15 protein-coding genes are annotated in these 18484 nt (G+C 61.0%); 6 read left to right on the top strand and 9 right to left on the bottom strand.

Annotation, left to right across the window (positions count from 1 at the left end):
- The first annotated feature begins 31 nt into the window (after nucleotides 1-31).
- Nucleotides 32-598: a DUF1697 domain-containing protein gene (locus tag AC5ZFO_RS31760; protein ID WP_496122983.1), complete on the top strand. Its 567-nt coding sequence runs from the start codon at nucleotides 32-34 to the stop codon at nucleotides 596-598.
- A gap of 67 nt (nucleotides 599-665) precedes the next feature.
- Here the strand turns inward: AC5ZFO_RS31760 and AC5ZFO_RS31765 are convergent, their stop codons facing one another.
- The 7 genes from AC5ZFO_RS31765 to AC5ZFO_RS31795 all read right to left on the bottom strand — a co-directional run bounded on the left by AC5ZFO_RS31765 (nucleotide 666) and on the right by AC5ZFO_RS31795 (nucleotide 9976).
- Complete coding sequence (locus tag AC5ZFO_RS31765) at nucleotides 666-794, bottom strand: hypothetical protein (RefSeq protein WP_256374932.1); 129 nt, start codon at nucleotides 792-794, stop codon at nucleotides 666-668.
- Between the two features lie 82 nt (nucleotides 795-876).
- Nucleotides 877-1338 carry a universal stress protein gene (locus AC5ZFO_RS31770; RefSeq protein WP_282524478.1) on the bottom strand — a complete coding sequence of 154 codons (462 nt, stop codon included), beginning with the start codon at nucleotides 1336-1338 and terminating at the stop codon, nucleotides 877-879.
- A 275-nt stretch (nucleotides 1339-1613) separates the two neighbouring features.
- Entirely contained in the window at nucleotides 1614-1763 is a 150-nt protein-coding gene (locus tag AC5ZFO_RS31775) for a hypothetical protein (RefSeq protein ID WP_496122984.1), read from the bottom strand.
- Nucleotides 1764-1963: 200 nt separating this feature from the next.
- Nucleotides 1964-3250, bottom strand: coding sequence for a c-type cytochrome (locus tag AC5ZFO_RS31780; RefSeq protein WP_282524477.1), 1287 nt, complete (start codon nucleotides 3248-3250; stop codon nucleotides 1964-1966).
- Entirely contained in the window at nucleotides 3247-3798 is a 552-nt protein-coding gene (locus tag AC5ZFO_RS31785) for a (2Fe-2S)-binding protein (protein ID WP_282524476.1), read from the bottom strand. The genes AC5ZFO_RS31780 and AC5ZFO_RS31785 overlap by 4 nt, the downstream gene beginning before the upstream one ends.
- A complete protein-coding gene (locus tag AC5ZFO_RS31790) occupies nucleotides 3795-6575 on the bottom strand; it encodes a xanthine dehydrogenase family protein molybdopterin-binding subunit (RefSeq protein ID WP_282524475.1) in 2781 nt (926 codons plus the stop codon). Before AC5ZFO_RS31790 ends, AC5ZFO_RS31785 begins: the two co-directional genes overlap by 4 nt.
- Nucleotides 6576-6910: 335 nt before the next feature.
- Complete coding sequence (locus AC5ZFO_RS31795) at nucleotides 6911-9976, bottom strand: ATP-binding protein (RefSeq protein WP_306664646.1); 3066 nt, start codon at nucleotides 9974-9976, stop codon at nucleotides 6911-6913.
- A 501-nt stretch (nucleotides 9977-10477) separates the two neighbouring features.
- On the opposite strand from AC5ZFO_RS31795, the gene AC5ZFO_RS31800 reads away from it, so the two are divergent.
- From AC5ZFO_RS31800 to AC5ZFO_RS31815, 4 genes are all read left to right on the top strand, one after another.
- Nucleotides 10478-10666: a hypothetical protein gene (locus AC5ZFO_RS31800; protein ID WP_496122985.1), complete on the top strand. Its 189-nt coding sequence runs from the start codon at nucleotides 10478-10480 to the stop codon at nucleotides 10664-10666.
- A gap of 47 nt (nucleotides 10667-10713) precedes the next feature.
- Nucleotides 10714-11442, top strand: coding sequence for a sulfite exporter TauE/SafE family protein (locus AC5ZFO_RS31805; RefSeq protein ID WP_282524473.1), 729 nt, complete (start codon nucleotides 10714-10716; stop codon nucleotides 11440-11442).
- A 418-nt stretch (nucleotides 11443-11860) separates the two neighbouring features.
- The gene (locus tag AC5ZFO_RS31810) at nucleotides 11861-12976 is read left to right on the top strand and encodes a DUF2336 domain-containing protein (protein WP_282524472.1); all 1116 of its coding nucleotides are present in this window, start codon (nucleotides 11861-11863) and stop codon (nucleotides 12974-12976) included.
- Between the two features lie 218 nt (nucleotides 12977-13194).
- Entirely contained in the window at nucleotides 13195-14073 is an 879-nt protein-coding gene (locus tag AC5ZFO_RS31815) for a DUF2971 domain-containing protein (protein WP_282524471.1), read from the top strand.
- Nucleotides 14074-15021: 948 nt separating this feature from the next.
- Here the strand turns inward: AC5ZFO_RS31815 and AC5ZFO_RS31820 are convergent.
- On the bottom strand, nucleotides 15022-16791 hold the full coding sequence (locus AC5ZFO_RS31820) for an amidohydrolase (protein WP_282524470.1): 1770 nt from the start codon (nucleotides 16789-16791) through the stop codon (nucleotides 15022-15024).
- Nucleotides 16792-17948: 1157 nt separating this feature from the next.
- Between AC5ZFO_RS31820 and AC5ZFO_RS31825 the strand changes: the two genes are divergently transcribed.
- Nucleotides 17949-18185 (top strand): hypothetical protein, encoded by a 237-nt coding sequence (locus AC5ZFO_RS31825; protein WP_496122986.1) that lies wholly within the window; start codon nucleotides 17949-17951, stop codon nucleotides 18183-18185.
- A gap of 53 nt (nucleotides 18186-18238) precedes the next feature.
- Here the strand turns inward: AC5ZFO_RS31825 and AC5ZFO_RS31830 are convergent.
- Nucleotides 18239-18484 (bottom strand): hypothetical protein (locus AC5ZFO_RS31830; RefSeq protein ID WP_496122987.1); only part of this gene is annotated, 246 nt, incomplete at its 5' end.

Below are 18484 nucleotides of genomic sequence, written 5' to 3' on the forward strand. Positions count from 1 at the left end.
ACAGCCGACCGAAAACGAGAGCCATCCAACGATGACGACCTACGTGGCCCTGCTTTACAGTGTGGTTCTGCCGCTCGGCCGGCGATTGGCGATGGCCGAGCTGCGTGCCATGGCGCAAGGACTCGGCCTTCACGACCCCAGAACCATCGGTGCAACGGGAAATCTGACGTTTGAGAGCGACAAGGCGTCGATTTCCGAGTTGGAGAAAAATCTCGAAGTCGCCTTCAACGCGCGGTTCGGCAAGCATGTCGCAATTATCGTTCGCAACGCTGACAGGTGGCGACGCCTGCTGCGCGCAAACCCGTTTCGTGCCGAAGCGACCGCCGATCCGCAAAGGGTCGCCGTTCGCGTGATGCGCAGTCCAATCCCGAAAGGCGGCGAAAACGCCCTGGCGCACTATGTCAGCGATGAACGAATTGCCGTCGCCGGCGGCGATCTCTGGATCCATTTTAGGGGCGATCCATCGCGATCGCGTTTGCTTTCGGCGTTAGGCGCGGGGCGCCTGAAAGGCGTCGGCACCTTGCGCAACGCCAATACGCTAAGGCGAATTGGTGACGCCGTGACCTTGGCCCGATCCAGCTTCGCAGATCGAAAATAAAATCGATCGCTGGCGAAGTGGACCGTCATCGCAATCCCCCGGTCATGGAGCGGTGATCAACTCGATATCACCGCACCCCCGTGCCTTTGCAGCGCTGGCACTTCACCACCTTGTCGCCCTTCTTGAGTAAGCCTTTGCCTTCACAATTCTTGCATTTCTGCTTCTTCTTGATGTTCGGGCCTTTTTCACTGACCATCAAATTCTCCTGCCGCCAGAGAGCGGCCATCGTTTCTTGTACAGTAGCTCAGCGAAACAGCCAGGCGGCGCCGGGTAAGTCCCTATGCCGGCTTCGGCACGACCAACACCGGAATACTTCCGTACACCAGGACCTCGGATGTCTGGCTGCCCAAAAACAGCTTCCTGAGGCCGCGACGCCCATGAGAGGCCATGACGATCAAGTCGCAGCCTCTCGACTCTGCTGCTTCAATGATCGCAGTCGCCGGGTGCGCATTCGGAACGTGCAGGAGTTCCGCAGGCGTGCCGATCTGCTCCGACATGGCGCGCGCCTCATCGAGCACTTTACCCGCTCGGGCTTTGCAGGCTGCGTTGAAGCTGTCAACCTCCTCCTGGGTCGGAATCCATCCAGAGGCGTGTCCGCTCCCATAGTCGACCGGCAGCGCCTCCGTCACCGTGATGATCGTCAGCCTGGCGTTCAAGGCCTTCGCCAGGGCAATGCCATGCTCAACGCCTTTTCGCGCGAGGTCCGACCCATCCGTGCTCAAGAGAATGTTGGCGTACATTCGATCAATCCCTTGCTCTTCGAACAAAGTGATGCCTGGGTAATATGGTCTTATACGCGCTGTGGGTCCATGCGCTTTTTCGGTCTCGCCGTCACGGCCTCGAAAGGCTCGCCTCGCACTGCGTGGACACGCCTGGTTCTCGGTCAGCTAAACTTTTATTCACGTTCGATGCAGGCAACCCAATCTGGCGTGGAGCTCTGTCTCGTGTCCGAGAAGATTGTACGCGCCTCGGAAACTACTTTGTGAGTTGGGAATAAGGACGCGGCAACGCACGTCTATGAGTGGTGGATCGGATCTCTTGCCTCGCGGGAGATCACCAAATCGAAAGGAACCGCCACCATGACTACATTCAAAAAAAATCCCATCGGGTCAGTCCTGTCCAAGGCCTTGTTGACCGGACTGGTCGTCACCGCAATCTTCAGCACGCCGCTCCAGGCGCGTGAGCACCGCACCAGCGATCGACACACCGAACAGAGCGTGGGGTCGAGCTCTCGCATCGAGCGCGAGCGATCAGTCGCTGCGCCGGCCTACCACGCATTTGCGGCAGTGCCCTCGGATCAACCGGGTGGAGTTTGCGACCACGGGGATAACCCGATGATATGTTGAGCATCCGACCTTGCCGGCGTTACGGTGACAGTGCACGTAGCGCGCGCACGTCCGCCGCCGTCACGTCGCCTTTCTGCCCACCGAAGGTGACGCGCAGATAGTTCGCCAACTCGGCCGCCTCGCTATCGCTCAGCTTGTCGGAAAATCCCGGCATCGCCTCCATGCTCTCGGAATGCGGGAAATTATTCCGTCCGACACCGTCCAGCATGGCAACGATCAGATTGCGCGGATCAGCAAGGCGCGGCGTGCTGTTGTTGCGTATCGCGACCACCGTATTGGGTACGCCGTTGCCGTCGAGGCCGTGGCAGCCGGCGCACAATGCCACGTAGCTCAGTCGCCCCGCACCAGTTGCTGCCGCGCGGACTTGCGCCGGATCGATGGCCGGCGGTCGGACTGGCAGCGGGTCGTCGCCGAGCAGATAGGTTGTGACGGCATCGAGATCCTCGGCCGTCATGTTCCTGGTGCTGAGCGCGACCACCGTACGCATGTCCGCGAAGGCCCAGCTTTGCTGCGCGGTCCCGCGCATGAGAAATGCACGCAAACCCGCAGCGGTCCAGCCGCGGGCCGCCAACGCTGCCGGAGTGATGTCTGGCGCAGCGACGCGGCCGAGCGCAAACCCGGTCAATGACTGCGACAGCTTCATCTCACCTGCGATGCCGCGCGGTGTATGGCATTCGCCGCAATGCCCCAGTACGTTCACCAGGTATCGCCCGCGCTGCCATGCCGGGGACCGACCGGTGGATACCGCAGGTAGCTTGTCGCTCAGGAACAGCAAGTTCCAGCCGACCATGCCGAGGCGCAGGTTGAAGGGAAATCTCAACTCTGTTTTTGGGCCCGCCACCTTCATCGGGCGCAGCTGCATCACATAGGCATAGATTGCGTCCGAATCCGCGCGCGTCATGTCGCGGTAGGACGTGTACGGCATGGCGGGATAGAGCTGCCGCCCGTCGCGCCTGACGCCGCTGTGCAGAGCATGCCAGAAATCCTCCGCGCTCCAGCGGCCGATCCCCACATCGGGATCAGGTGTGATGTTGGTCGCGTAAATCGTGCCGAAGCCGCTCTGCATGGGCAGACCGCCCGCAAACGGTGCGCCGCCCGGGGCCGTGTGGCAGGCGGCGCAGTCCGCCGCCGCGGCCAGATATTTTCCGCGCGTGACGGCGTCGGCAGAGGCGTTGGCGACCTGCACAGGGCCGCCGATCTTTCCCGCCAGCAGGTTCTGCAACGCAAACGCGGCAGTGGCGATAACCGCGATCAGGATCACCGCGGCGATGACCAAGGCCCAGCGGCCGGGGCGGTGGAGGGTCATCCCACGTCCCGTGTCAGGCCGGGCGTCGCCAGGATCACGTCGCGCACCGCCTGATAGTAGCGAACGTATCCGGTGCAGCGGCAGATGTGCGCCTCCAGCGCCGCGGCCACCGTCGCCTCGACCTGGCCACGGGGCACCGGCGTGCGCGCGAGCCGTTCGATCAGCACGGTGGCCGCCATGACGAAGCCCGGCGTGCAGTAGCCGCACTGGAAGCTGAACTGGTCGAGGAAGGCCTGCTGCACCGGGGAGAGTGAGAGGATCTCGCCCTTGTCGTTGTGCCGGGCGATGCCCTCGATGGTGCGGATGCGCTTTCCGTCGAAGAATCCGGCGCCGGTGATGCAGGTCCGCACCTCTTCGCTGGTGCCATCGTCCCGGTCCCAGATCACGACGCAGGCATGACAGATGCCGATGCCGCAGCCCAGGCGAGACCCGGTGAGGTCGAGTATTTCGTGCAGCAGATCGATCATCATCAAGCCGTCCGGCACATCGATGGGGCCGCGTTGCCGGCCGTCGATGGTTACCGTCAGCGGGCGGGTCGGCAGGCTCATCCCAGCACCGCCAGAATCTGGTCCGGCGTGACCGGCAATGTGCGGAAACGATGGCCGATGGCATGCGCGATGCCGTTCACGATCGCTGACATGATCGGTATCACCGTCGCTTCGGCCATGCCCTTCGGCGGCTCGCTTTCTGACAGCGGCTGCAAGATCTCAGCGGTCTGCGTCCATGCCGCCACATCGCTGCCGCGCGGGAGGTGATAGCGATTGAAATTCCAGGTGCCGTTGCCGGGACCGTCCTCGTAGAGCGGCATGTGCTCATGCAATGCGAGGCCGATGCCGGTGGCGGTGCCACCCTGGATCTGGCCCGACACCAGGTCCGGCACCAGCATTGTGCCGCAGTCCAGGATCGTGTGGTGCGAGAGCAGCGTCACTTTTCCGCTGGCCGCGTCCACCACGAGCTCGGCCAGCGTGCCGGCCGCGGTGCAGTAGCCAACCATCGCGTGGTAGTTCTGGGTCGGCGGAAAGATCACGGCCTGGCGGTCGAGCACGTGATAGCGACCTTGTAGGGCACCCGGCTTTGACACGTCCCCGCCCTCGCCATACCGCACCGACAGCGCGTCCACGGGCGCGTGTACCGCGACGTTGTTCACAACGAAGTCGGCTTCGGCCCATCGCCAGCGGTTGAAGCCGTGCACCGCTGCGCCGACCACGAGACCGCGCGCATGCGCCTCCCGCACCAGCCGGACCAGTGGCAGCGGCTCCAGGCCCTCGACCGTCAGTGATCCATCGCGCCAGCGCGCATCCTCGATCGATGGCACGCGCGATCCCGCCGGTGCGTCGCGTGTCCAGATCGCCAACGCGGCTGGCAACAGCCCGTGGACATAAACGATACGCGCCGCCTCGCGGGTCGTATGCGAGAGGTAGTAGGATGAGTTGCTGGCACTGGACGCCGACGCGTAGGCGGGGCTCCAGCGCGGGTTCTCCGCCAGGCGGTCCTGATCTGCCTGACTCATCGCTCGCGGATCGCCGCTCGTTTCTACCGGCAGATCGGACCAGTCAGTGACGGCAAGCTCGACCGCATCGGCCGGCCGGCCCAGCCAGCGCACGCAGGCCACGGCCTGTCCCGACGACAAGCCTGTGCCGATCTCGGCACCGCTGTTGGAAACCATGATGCGTCCATCGGGCGCGAGCTCGACCTTGGCGAGACTGGCTTCCGCCCCATTTCCAAAGCGCCACTGGATGCAGCCGAAGCCGACCCCGTAGTATTTTCCGGGATGGTCGGCGTCGAAGGCCTGCTTGCGCGCGCCGCGGCCGCTCCACAGCGCGTGGGCGCGGGCTTTTTCCAGCACCGCCTCGGCGCGCAGAACGCCGGTCGGGATCGCACCCTGGGTGTTTCTCATTCCTGTCTTCAGTACGTTTCGCAGGCGGAACTCGATGGGATCAAGACCAAGTTCGCCAGCGATATCGTCCATCATCAGTTCGGTCGCCGTCATGGTTTCAAGAGCGCCGTAGCCGCGCGCCGAGCCGGCATCGACGGCGCGCGACGCAATGGCGGTCGCGGTAACATCGGTCTTCGGGAAATAGTAGGCCGACCCAAGCGATGTCGCGCCTACCTTGATGAGAAGGTCTGAGACATTCTTGCGGCCCCCGCCATTTGCGACGATCCCGGCCCGCAATGACTGCAGCAAACCGGTGCGGCGCTCGATCGCCACGGTATAGTCCATGCTGAGCTGGTGCCGTTTGAGACCAGCCTGGAATTGCTCGAACCGATCGTTGGCGAGGCGCACCGGCCGACTGCCGCCGTAGACGGCGGCGATGAGGCCGTAATACGGCATGCTGCAACTGTCCTTCGCGCCATAGCCGACTGTGAAGCAGGGATACAGGAACAGCCGCTTCAACCCGATGCGACTGCTTTGCAGCATGGTCGCCGCGCCTTTCGCCACCTCCTGCGGCGACTGCGTCGGCACGACCAGGTGCAGTTCCTGCTTGTCGCTATCGTACCAGCCATTGGCGTTGTCGGGCTCGAGTGCCGCGGTGTCGCCCGACTGCGTCGCGTAGCGGCGCTTCAGGACAACCCATTCGGCGGGTGGTTGCGCCAGCTCGTCGCCGATGGCCGTGGCGTGGTACATGCCCCGCGCTCCAAGTTCGCCGTCGCGCGCCGGCGCGGGCCAGACGGGCTCATGCTTTTCGTAGCCGGGGGAAATCGGCCCGTCCTTGAGGCAGGAAAACACGTCATCGTCGTAGGGCGTGTTGCCGCCCACCCGCACGAAACGGGACGTGCCCCATGGATCGCGCTGCAGTGGCCCGGTGCTCGCGCCGTAGCGAATGACGGCGTCGTTGAACTGCAACTTTTCCTTGGCGAAGCGGAAGCGGACGAAATCATGAAAGACCAGAATCGCGACGGCCTGGCCCAGATAGGCCGGCGTCTTGCCTTCCGGCAGCAGAGTGTCCTCGCCGTAGAAGTCAGGGAATGCGAGCCCGTCGCGCGTCAAATCCGCTGCTGTCACCACGCGGTCGGGCTTGAGGTCGTCGCCGAGCAGCGACAGGTCGAAGCCGGCGTAGATGCGATCGGCTCTGGTCGTGCGGAGCACCAGGGCGTGAGACTGCTGCTGCGGCCAATGCGGCATGTCCCGTGCGCGAAGGTCGCGTGCGAACACCTTCGCTCCAATGACCTTCGAGGTGCCGTCGATTCGATATTTCAGGACGCCATCAGTGGCACCCCAGTCCGGTCGCGTCAGCAGCCGTTGTTCGAATAGCGACGCAAAGGCCTGGCTGCCCAGCGGGGCCACGTACACGGCAATGCCGCCGATCAGGCTCGCGCGCAGCACCTGCCGGCGCGACGGCCGCGAGCCGGCTCCCGGAGTGGAGCGCATATCCAGTGAAGGCGTTCGCACGACGATTGCCCCGACTCGATCACGTCAGCGATTCGAGGGACCGATCCGGCGATCCATCCGCTCGTCCGCATCCGCATGATGGCATAAAATGCCGAATCGGGCAAAGCAGGCCTCCCGACGATCCGCTCTCGTCACGCGTTTGCCGAACTCTTCAAAAGTCAATCGGCCGGGTCTGACTGTTGCAGACACAAGAAAATAGTCGACGACCGTCGACGGGCCGTTCGATTGCGGAAGCGCAGCCCTCACGATGCGTGCCGGGGCGGATTGGGTCAATGGCGTGCACTGTCGGGCCGCGAAGGCAGAGAGGTCATTGCTTCCAGCTGCGCTGTTCGCGTTGCCAACATGGCGAGCAAGCTCTTGTGCAGCCGATCCCCGGGTTCGAAATTTTGCGCGAGCCTTCGGACGGTCTCGACAAAACGCATGCGATACGTCGTCGCCCTGTCGACGTCGCCGTACTTCGCGAAGATCTCGGCGGCCGTGCGGTACACCCGCCAGGAGGCAATCGGGAAGTCGGCACCGTCGACGATCTCCAGCGCGCGGGACAGCTGCAACTGAGCCTCCGCTGAATTGCCCAAGGCAAGCGCGGTACGCGCGAGCAGTCCGTGGGCCTGGGCCAGGTGATTGAGATCCGGAGCCGTGGCCACATAGTCGTGGAGCTGGCGAGCACAGCTCTGGGCCTGCGTAAGGTCGTCAACCTGCAAGTAATATTCGCCGAGACAATGATACACCTGCGTCGCGGCGGTAAATTCGATGTCGATGCCTTCTTCATGCCTGCGGCGCTCGATGTCGTCAAATTGCCTGCGAGCTCCCGACGGGTCGTTCAGCCCGACATAGGCCTTGGCCAGGACGGCCCGCTTGTGGAAGTACGTCGACTGATCGCCGACCAGAAGACTATCGTCGACGCTTTCGCAGAGCTCACGGGCGCCATCAAAGTCCATCGCTTCGACGTGCAACCACGCAAGTGTCAGCCGGCACAATGCGCTGCTGGGGCCGTTCGCGTTCCTGACGGCTAGTTCGAGGCCGGCCGTGATTTCACGTCGCAATTCGCGCCATTCGCCCAGATGAATGAGCGCGATCGATTCAAGAACGTTGAACAGAACAAAAGTGTAGACGTCGCCGGCCAGACGCGCCAACCGCTTGCCTTCCGTGCCGGCGCGGCGGCACTCCTGGTACCGCGACCTCCAGCAATCAACGATACCGGATATTCCATTGCGCCTGATCAGGATGCCATAATTCGTGGCATTCGCGCTCAGCTCGATCGCCCTGTCGCAAAGCGTGGCGTCCTGTTTGCGCCAGCCGTTGAGGAACAGGTTGACGCTCGCACTGCTGCCCTGGACCAGAGCCTTGAATGTGTCGTCCGCCAGCGCCTGGCTTCGCGACAGCACATCCTCAGCGGCCTCAAGGCAGGCGTGGCGATCCACGCGCAAGCAGAGGCTGCTCACAGCCGTGAGGCCATTGAGCTGTTGCTTGATCTCGCCCGCTTGTTCGGCGCAGGCAATCATGTCTCGCAGATCGCGGATGGAGCCGGCGAGGTCGCCGCACGAGCGAAGAGCCCAGCTTCGCTCCCGCAAAAGAGCGACGCGGGTTGAGAATTTGTCGGCAGCATCGAAACGATCGAGTATACCAAGCGCGCGGGTCAGATAGCTTGCGGCCTCCGCATGGCCGAGGCGCTTCGTCGAGTTCTTCGCTGCTTCCCGGAGGTAACGCAACGCGCTCGGAAAGTCGCGACCCTGCTCGAAGTGAAGTGCGAGCGCGGGCGCTATTTCGGAGGTGCGGCCGGCATAGGCCTCCTCCAGCCTGTTGCCCAGGCGCTTGTGCGTTTGTGCGCGGCGCCCGGGCGGCAGATTCTGGTAAATGATGTTCTGATAGAGAATGTGACGGAAAGCGTAGGAGCCCGAATATGTGCCATCGGGCCACTCGGAAACCCCCGAACGCACCAGGATTTGATCCTTCCGGATCGACGCTTCGATGTCGCTTTCAACGTCGATCGCATCGTCGGACAGACCGGCCGCAACGAGGGCCGCAGAAAATTCCTCGCCGGCAACGCTGGCGACATCGAGCAGACGGCGCTCGTTGTCGGTGAGGCGATCGAGCTCGTGGCCGATCATGTTCACGAGGCTGTCTGGAATGCGGTCCTGCGCAAATGCTGCCTGTGAGGACAGGCGCCATCCGTCGTCCATTTCGACGATCGATTCCTGGTCGATCAAGTGTTTGAGCAGCGTGGCAACGAACAAGGGATGTCCCAGCGTTCGCTCGAATATCGGCCTTGACAGGCTGGAGGCAAGTTCCTCGTCGTCGAAGCGCAATGCCAGGTAACGCTCGACCTCCGAGCGCGACAACCGATCCAGGCGCAATTCGCTGCAATATCCGTGAATCTCGAGATCCCGGTGCAGGCGAGGGATGGGATGCCCGCCGACGGAGCTGTCGGCCGGACGATAGGAGCAGAGGACCAGCACGCGCGCCTTGCCGTTCCCGCGCGCGAAGCGAGACAGTACGTCGAGTGTCGCGAAGTCGCTCCAGTGCAGATCTTCGAGAACAAGAACCCAGGGGCGGTCGATGCTCAGCGCTTCCAGAAGATCGCAAAATTCGCGCAGCATCCGCTCGCGCGTTGCGCCGAACACTTCATCCTGGAAAGCCGCGCGTTCCGACGCGTCGATGACGCCTGGCAATTGCAGGATCCAGGTGGGTGCGTGGGCGCGAACGGCCGAAATCAATTCCGGACCGTTTGCGCGATAACGGCTCACCAGCGCATCGATGAGTGGAAGAAAGACTTCGTCTGTCCCGAACCGTTCGGTGCAGCGCCCATAGAGCTGATCGAAGCCCTGTTCCGTCAGCTGCTCGGTCGCCTTGGCGATGAAGGCCGTCTTGCCGATCCCGGCTTCTCCGGTGACGAAAGCCATCTGCCGTTTGCCGGACAAGACGTGCCGCGTCATCTGGTCGATCGTCCCGAAGGAGGGGGTCCGGCCGACCACCAGGGTGGAGATTTCGGTTTTCAGAGGTACGACCGCGTTCTCGACCTCCCTGGCCGCTTCCCGCACCGTGCCGATAAAGCGGACGCCTTTGCGCGGCAAAGTCTTGATCAGCCGCTGCGCCTCGCCGGAATCGCCTATTCCGGTACGGGCTGCGTTGATGCGGGTGGTGAGCGCCGACTCCGAGACGATGCGCCCGCCCCAGATCGCACTGATCAGATCGTCCTTGGTCACCACCCGGGTGCGGTGGCGGATCAGATATTCGAGGACGTCAAAAACCTGGGGCTGCAACGGGATCGTACGTCCGTCGCGGCGCAATTCCCGCCGATCGGTGTCGAGGACAAACTCGTCAAATAGGTACAGCAAAACAATGCCTTCGGAGGTGCGCGAGGCGGATATTCAACCGGTACGCGGGCCCGAAAGCAAGCACACCCTTCAGAATCAAGGAAACGATAAGAACAAATTAAGCCCGCCTTAAAGCGTGGCGCGGCGTCCCGCCCCATACTTCCAGCCGTATCCAGTCACTCACACAAGGTGCTCGTGTCATGCGCTTGGAAGAAAAGGCGCGGCGTCTCACCCGCGTATTCTATGGGTTGCTGCTTCAAAAGATGTTTCAGTCGATCGCGGCATCCACCGTACCATGGTTCGACAGCAGAGCTTCAACCGGAAGCGATGCGTTGTTGTCAGCGAGCTCGTTTGTCGCCTCCACGGGGTCTTCCCGAAAGGAAGGCTGGTTTGGGCGTCTCCTTCAGGCGCTCCACCATTCGCGACGGCTGCAGGCAGAGCGCACCCTTCGACAGAATCGTCACCTGACCGACAATGGGTGGCCCCGGTTTGCCTCTCGGTCAGATGTTGGAGGGCGTGACAATGCCGGTCAGTGAAAAGCCGTCCGAACGCAAGCTTCGGATTTCGGCACCGGGCGAGAATGCGCTGCTCGCAACGATCGCCATCTGCGTTGTCATTTTTCACATCCTTGCAGCCACGATGCTGACGTCGACCCGCCAGAGCGATGCCGGGGCACCGCCCGAGCCGTCCGGACTGTCGTCCGGGGACTGATCGCCAGCTCGCTATTCCAGGATTTGACAGACAAGAAGGGTTAGCTCATGGGCGACATGGCGTCGTTTTGCCTGCTCAGCATCGCTGTGTTTTGTGGCGCTTTCGTCTCGGGCCTCGCGGGCTTTGCCTTTTCGGCGGTGGCCGGCGCGATTCTCCTTCACGTTCTCCCACCACGGGAGGCGGTCCCGCTGATGATGGCCTGCAGCATCACCGTGCAAGCCGCGGGTCTTTGGTCCCTGAGAAAAAGCATCTGCTGGAAGCAGAGCTCGGGACTGGTCGTCGGCGGATTGCTCGGCGTTCCGATCGCCGTGTGGTTGTTGCAAGCTGCAGACGCCCGGATCTTCAGGGAGAGCTTTGGCCTCGCCGTCGCCTGCTACGCGGCCTACACGTTGTTCCGGCCGGCGCTTTCTCATCGCTTGCAGATGAATGCGGGACGTAATGCATTGGTCGGCTTCAGCGGAGGCTTTGTCGGCGGGTTGACGGCAATGCCGGGTGCAATACCGACCATATGGTGTGACATCCACGGCGTGCCAAAAACCGAACAGCGTGGAATGGTTCAACCCTTCATCGCCGCCATGCAGATATTCGCACTTGTTCTCATGCTGATCCGAGGAGATCTGTCGACAAAGGTCCTGGCTGACTTCGCCGTCGGCATCCCGGCGCTCGTTGCAGGAACGGCGCTCGGGATTTTTGTCTTTCGCTGCGTCAATGACGCGCTGTTCCGGCGAATTATTCTCGGCATCTTGCTGGTTTCGGGACTGTTACTGGTATTGTAGTTACGCCGGTCGCGCCTCCGGGTGAGAGTGACGAGGTCCTGCAGGCGGGTGCCTATGTCATCCGCCCGCCAGACCGTCATGAGCGGCCGGCTCTAACCATTGAGCTACAGGCCCCGCCGCGTGACGGTGGGCCGTGCGGCTGCCCCAGCCGAGGTAATCTTTCGCTTGCCAGAGGCTGCTGCTGGTCCCAACGCGTGACCTCGCGGGTGCAGCTACGTTGGGCGGGTCGTTGACGGCGTCCGCTTTCTCCAAGTCAGGCAATCCCTAAAATTCGATCGATCTGATTAGGCGGACCTTATTCCCGATCCAAGGCGGCGGGAATGATTTTACCGCGTGTTCAGGTCTGGGTGGTGTCATCGCCCATTCCTTTGAAATCCCGCTTTTGTCGTTCGATCATTTTCAAACTGCGAGCGCATCAATGGCTGCTATCACGTCATTCCTGGCCGAGTTGGACGAAGCAGTTGCGAGAGGAAATCCCGAGAGTTGTCTGCGGGCGCTCTGGCATGCGGCAGACATCCTGATCGCCGGCACTTACTCCGAGGAGCAGATCTGGACCTTCGGTGAGGTCATCGGTCGTCTAGCGCAGGAGATTGAAGCGAGCGCACGGGCGAAGCTCGCGGGAAAGCTCGCATGCAGCCAAAACGCGCCCTATGCGTTGACCCGGCAGATGGCAAGCGACGACTGCATCGATGTCGCATGGCCGGTTCTCAGCCAGTCGCAGCGCCTCGACACCGAGACATTGATTGCGTGCGCCAAGAACAAGAGCCAGCAACATTTGCTTGCAATCTCCAGGCGACAAACGGTCCCGGAAGCGGTCACCGATGTCCTGGTGGTGCGGGGTTCTCCCGAGGTCGTAACCTCGGTCGCGTCGAATGCCGGGGCTAGTCTCTCCAAATCCGGATTTCTGCACCTGGTGCGGCGGTCGGAAGGGGATTCGATCCTCGCTGAATCGGTGGGACTTCGAAAGGACATTCCCCGACATCTCTTCCACCAGTTGATCGCCAAAGCCTCTGAAGAGGTGCGGCAAAAGCTGAAGAGGGAGCGTCCGGACATCGAAAATCAGGTCCATCGTGCCGTCGTCGATGTCACCGGGGCCATTCACGCCAGGTTTGGCCCGGCGTCGAAGGACTACTTCACGGCGAAACGCACGGTGGCAAAACTGCACGAGAGAGGCGAATTGACGGAAGACAAGGTCTTCGAGCTTGCTCACTCTCTCAAGTTCAACGAGACCACCGTTGCCCTGTCGTTGCTCTGTCGGCTCCCAATAGACGTCGCGGAGCGGGCATTGATCGAGAAGGATCGCGAGCCGGTGTTGATCCTGGCCAAGTCTCTCGATTTCTCATGGCCCACCACGATGGCGCTGCTGTTCCTGGGCGCGGCCAACTACCGGATAACCGCTGGCGAGCTGGATCAATTGAAGACCGATTTCCACCGGTTGAATGTCAAAGCGTGCCGGGAGGTCGTCACCATCTACCGAACGCGAAAGGAGGAGGCTTTCGGCGACTCGTTTCAACAGCCTCGGCGCATGACCTAGGATCGCAACTGCGGTGACAATGCACTTCCTTCATGAGCCTTCGGCCTCGCGAAACGGCCGGAGTCGTCGAGTGCACTGTCACCGTAATCCCCCACTTTGCAACGCAAAATTGATCCGTGTGCTAGTGCTCAATTGGGAAGTTGTCTCTGCCTTGGTCCGCGTTGCGACTGTAATATGCCATGAAGGTTCAGAACGTCTAACCACCACGGCTCTTGAAAATGAATATCGTTGGACAGATTGTCGACCGGTTCCATTACCTGCGAGAGCTTGCGAGGCCACGTACTGTCTTTCGCTATCGGGTGATCAATGATTATACGGTCTCCGAACTTGCCACTCAGTCGCTCTATTTTTCAGCTTATCCAGATTTGAACGATCCAAACGAAGGTACGTACGAATACGAACCGACGTGGAATGATCGTGATGCCCGGTTGTTTATCCAAGCAGTGCGTAAGCGTGGAGCGGGCGCAGAGGGATTCCGCGCGCTCTTTCCAGATGTTGAAATTGATGCGCTGGCGGCAGCTTGGGAGTCGATGTCGGATGAACAGGTTTTGACGGCAATCCGTGACCGTGTTGAGAAGAACCTTGCTTCTCCGGAAATCCGTACGCGGATTAACGACGCTCTGCGCGACCTCGACGACATGTCCATAGGAGTATGTTGTTTCAGCGCGGCTGGTCGATCACCCTACATGTCTTGGTTCTATGGCGCGCAGCACAAGGGTGTTTGTTTCGAGTATTCGACGGCTCAGTACCCCTTCAATCGCATCATGCCTGTAAGGTACACGAGCAGTATCCCAAAGCTAATTACGGGGCGTAATTTCGTCTTGGCAAAAATGTTGACAAAGTCCGTCGAGTGGAAAGGTGAGAAAGAATGGCGAATCGTCCAGCATTTGATTAAGCGTGGCCGCTTCGCCAAATTCGATGCTAACGCGCTTTTGTCTGTTCATCTTGGCCCAAAGGCTAGCCACGACGATATCAAACGAATCGTCGACGCCATTCGTCAGAGACAGTCTGCGACAGGTCACTTGCCATCCGTTTATCAATTTCGACGCGCGAAGAGTACCTTTGCTTTTGAGCTTAAGAAGATCGACATTGACTGAGTCGGCGTCGCGAGTGTGAACGAGATGGCGCATAGCCAAGATCGGCGATGCGCGCATGCCACCTGAAGTACAGGGTATCGTTGCGCCACACGGCGGCGACTTGGCTTAAGCAGAGGGGCGCGGATCCATGGCAGGCCGCTGTCAGCGTAATCCCGACATCAGACATACGTGGATGCGGGTGCGGGTCACGCAACGGTGAGCGAGCCGATTTGCCGTTCGCGCAGCTGTGATTTTCCACGGCGTGTCTATTCTCAAGCGCATACCTACCTAATCCCTAACCAAGAAAGTTCGAAGGAGACGCTTTCAACAGAGCAGCCGATTCCGGCCAGCGAGAACGCTCCGCACGAGAACAGCAACCGTTCGGAGTACGATTATGATTGGATTCAGGACTTTCATTATTGCAGCGATGATGTCGATTGGCGCGATAAGCTCTGCAAGTGCCCAGTGCCCGACATGGGCGACTCAAAATCCAGCTTCGTTTCAGGCGCAGTATCCCAACAGGGATATATTGAACGACTGCGAGTTGACGCCAGCAGGCAGAATGGGCCTCGAACTCCCCGGCGGCGCGGCTCCCTGGTTTGGGTCCAACAGGGCTTATGGGGCAATGCCTGGCGTTGCTCAACACCACAGCTTTCAGCACCGATCGTGGTGAGTATCTGAAGATATATCCGGATGGTCGGATTCTGGCCCGTCGATCGCGATATCGAGATGTTCGAGGTCGCCGCGATCATTCTTCACTTGGTTGATCAGCATCCCGAGGCCGGCGTGGCGCCTTGAGCGCCATTGGAACGCACTCGGCATCGAGCAAGAACGTAGGATTGGTTGTTTCGTTGGTTGACGGAAGCGCCAAACGGGAAGGGCGGCGCCAACCCCTGAAAGCACTGGCGGGCCCGGCAGGACTCGAACCTGCAACCAGACCGTTATGAGCGGCCGGCGGCCCTCCAGCTCTCATTTCGCGTTTGAGAAAACATCCGCTGCGTAGACGACCTTGCCGCCCACGACCGTCAGCAGGGACGCCGTCGCGCCAATTTGCTCGACGGGGACGGTCATGAAATCCCGGTCGAGAACCGCGAAGTCGGCGAGCTTGCCGTTTTCGAGCGTGCCGCGCCGCGTCTCGTCGAAGCAGAACCAGGCGCTTCCCACGGTGTAGAGGCGCAAGGCATCTTCGCGGTTGGGTGTTTCGTCCGGGCCGCGCGTCGATAGTCCGCCGACGGTCTTGCCGTCGAGCATCCATTGCAGCGCTACGAACGGATTGTAGGATGCGACCCGATGCGCATCCGTGCCGGCCCCGACATGGACGCCCGTGCGCAACGCCGTGACGATGGGCGGCATCTGGCGCGCAGCTTCGCCGGCCTGCGCCACGATACGGTCGCCTCCGAGGTACATGGCGTCCTGCATGGTCCAGCCGACGCCAAGGGCCTTCATCCGCGCTAGCGTTTCGGGCGAGGTGTTGTCGAGATGGGCGATGGACCAGCGCAGCGGCGCGATCGGCGTCTCCTTGTTGACCTCTTCATAGAGGTCGAGGAGCTGATGGACGGATTTGTCTTCCTGCCAATGGATGGTGACCGTCAGTCCTTGTTTGGCCGCCCAGCGAATGATCTCGAGGAACTTGTCCTTGGCGGCCGCGTCGGGCGCGTTGTTGTTGTACATGGCGCCGGTGATCCGCTCGCCGATTCCGTTGAATCGCAGCATGTCGTCGCCGAATCCCATCGGCAGGAACGGCGTGAGGTTCTTGTACTCCTCGAATTCCGCGCCGACATTCTGGGCGAACAGGCTGTAGGCGACACGCACCGAAAGTGATTTTTCACGCCAGAGCTTTTGCAGGGCGGCGTAGTGGCTGGGATAGATGCTGAAGCCGCCGGGATCCACGATCCCGGTAATTCCGAGACGATTGAGCTCCGTGAAGAACTGCCGGGTCCCGGCGACATTCTCTTCGAAATTGGGCCTCGGCAGGCGATCGAACAGCGCAGAGATACTGACGATGGAGCCGTTGAACCAGCCCGTGGTTTCGCCCGATGTGGCGCGCTCAGACGTGATACCGGCCGGCAACTGCTCCGCGGACATCCCGAGGGCCTGCTGCGCTTTCGGCGTCATCAGCACCCCCGAATAGAACAGCTGGATATAAGCCGGATTGTCGGGAACGGCCGACATCACCTCGGCCAGGGTTGGCCGCCGCTTCTCCGCAAATTGCAATTCGCTCCAGCCACCGGCCACGATGATCCAGGACGCCGGGCGCGCTTTTGCCGCCTGGCGCAGGCGTTCCATGGCCTCGCCAATGGTCTTTGCGCCGATCCAGTTGACTTCGGTTGCGTAGGTGAGGCCGGCGCGCACGGCGTGAATATGGGAATCGATCAAGCCCGGAATGATCGTGCGTCCGCCGGCGTCGACGCGGCGTGTCGCGGGCCCGATCAGGCCTTCCATGGCATCGTTGCCGCCAACTGCAACGATCTTGCCTTCGCGGACTGCGAGAGCCTGCGCGATCGTCGATGCGGGATCCAGCGTCACGATCTTTGCGTTCGTGACAATGAGGTCGGCCTTTTGTGCGTAAGCCGAAGTGGCCCAGCACGAGATCACCAAAATCGCCAGAAGCTTGCGCATGTTCAGTCCCGGAATGAGAGAGGCAGGAACGAGAGAGGCAGGAACGGCGCCACACATCCGCCGCTGGATGCGCTCGCGGGCATCGCGTGTCGCAACGGGGAGTGTCGCGATCTTGATCATGTCTGGCTCCAACAAAATCAGCCGGTCCACCGGAAAATTCGGTCAAGGCCCAAATCATTGAGCCCGCCTTCGCCCGTCGGGCTTCGGCGCGGCAGCCTTCGCCCGCTTCGCTTGCCATTTGTGGCACCGGCTTGCCTAGCCGAAGCTCGCGAAGCGAGCGAAGGCTGGTGGGCCCGGCAGGACTCGAACCTGCAACCAGACCGTTATGAGCGGCAGACTATCGATCAGGTTTGTTGATTTCGCTGCGTTTTCGTTTGAATTTGATCGCGTTCGTCGTGGTTTGTTAACGTCGTTTCTGGTGCGAAACTGGTGCGGTCAGTGAGTTTTGAGGTAGGCACTTCACTCCACTATTCTCCACGGCAGGGCAACGGTCTGTCCCATGATGGATTGGACGGACACATCCAAAAAAGCAAAGTCAGATCAGTAGCTAAGCATCGTTCGCAAACACTCGTGTAGTACCATAGGCAGTACCGCCTTCTCGCCGTAGTCCAATTGGCCCGACGTGCACGTCCCTCTAATGGCGCGCGAGATTGCTCGATCGCTTGTCTAGTACGGTGCTCGTTCGTCGCGGTTATCGAGTGGCAATGAGCCGCTATTTGACTTCGACAATCTTCACTCCCGCGTCTAGCGAGAGCTGATAGAGGGTAGCGGTTGCGCGGGGCGTTCCGCGCTGGGCGCATTACGTAAGAACGACACGTTACTTCGCCCGCGTGAAAGCGACAAAGACCCCGGAGGTGGCCTCAATCTAAGTAGTCACCGGAAGCAATCGTCGTGCCTTACTCTAACGCCGATTGATGGAGAAACTCTACCTCCAAGACTAGTGTAACGTTGGTTGTTGGCCCATCGCGTACATATTGAACTGTCTGCGCTTGGTCCGCTTCTTGGGGCCGAGCGGACGATCACGCTGCCGTCCTATCTTCTCTTCCCTCTCGGCCCGGCGCGCGCATCCACACATCCAGCTTCATCGGCGGTTAGGATGACCGGCATCGCTCGGGCGGGACGGATGGCTCGACCACCGCATTAGTCGCGTGTGTGCTTGTATCCAAATTCCCACACTTGCGACCAAAAGCATCCGTTTGTCGGCTTTCGAACAGACGGGCCAAATCCACTCCGTTTCAACTCCACGGTTGAAAGCAGTCATCGGTTGGGGAGACGGAATGGAACGTTCCCCGTTAATTGAACTGGCGCGCGACAAATATGTCGAGCGCTGCAAGCAACGGGCCTTCGATCACCTCGACCGATGCGATCGTAAGAACGCGGTCGCTTCGTTTGTCGGCAATATGAACGCGCGTCCCGATTGCGAGTTGCCACACTACTTGGCAACGCTCGGCGCTTCGCTGGTAACGGCGAAGGATGCACTCGGCTGGAGGGCGCTCGTTGAAGGATTGAGGTGATGATACCGTGATCAGCGCGCGAAGGGATAGACATCAAGCGCGCGCTCCGGAGCCTAAAGTTCCGTGGTTTCCCTTTGTATGAATGAGAGTATTGTTTTTTTGACCTTTGGGGGGGCGGGGTGGCGCACTACCGAGCTTACCTTTTGGATCAGCACCGCCACGTTATAAGCGTGGCCAATTTGCAGTGTGCCGACGAGCGGGAGCGCGAGAACGTGCTGAGCAGCTAGTGGTTCATCCCATTGATTTTGACGTTTTGATACCGAGCCATTCGAGGACGGGCAGGTTTTCGGGTGGCAGGA

It is taken from the genome of Bradyrhizobium sp. Unk1 (genome assembly GCF_059512345.1).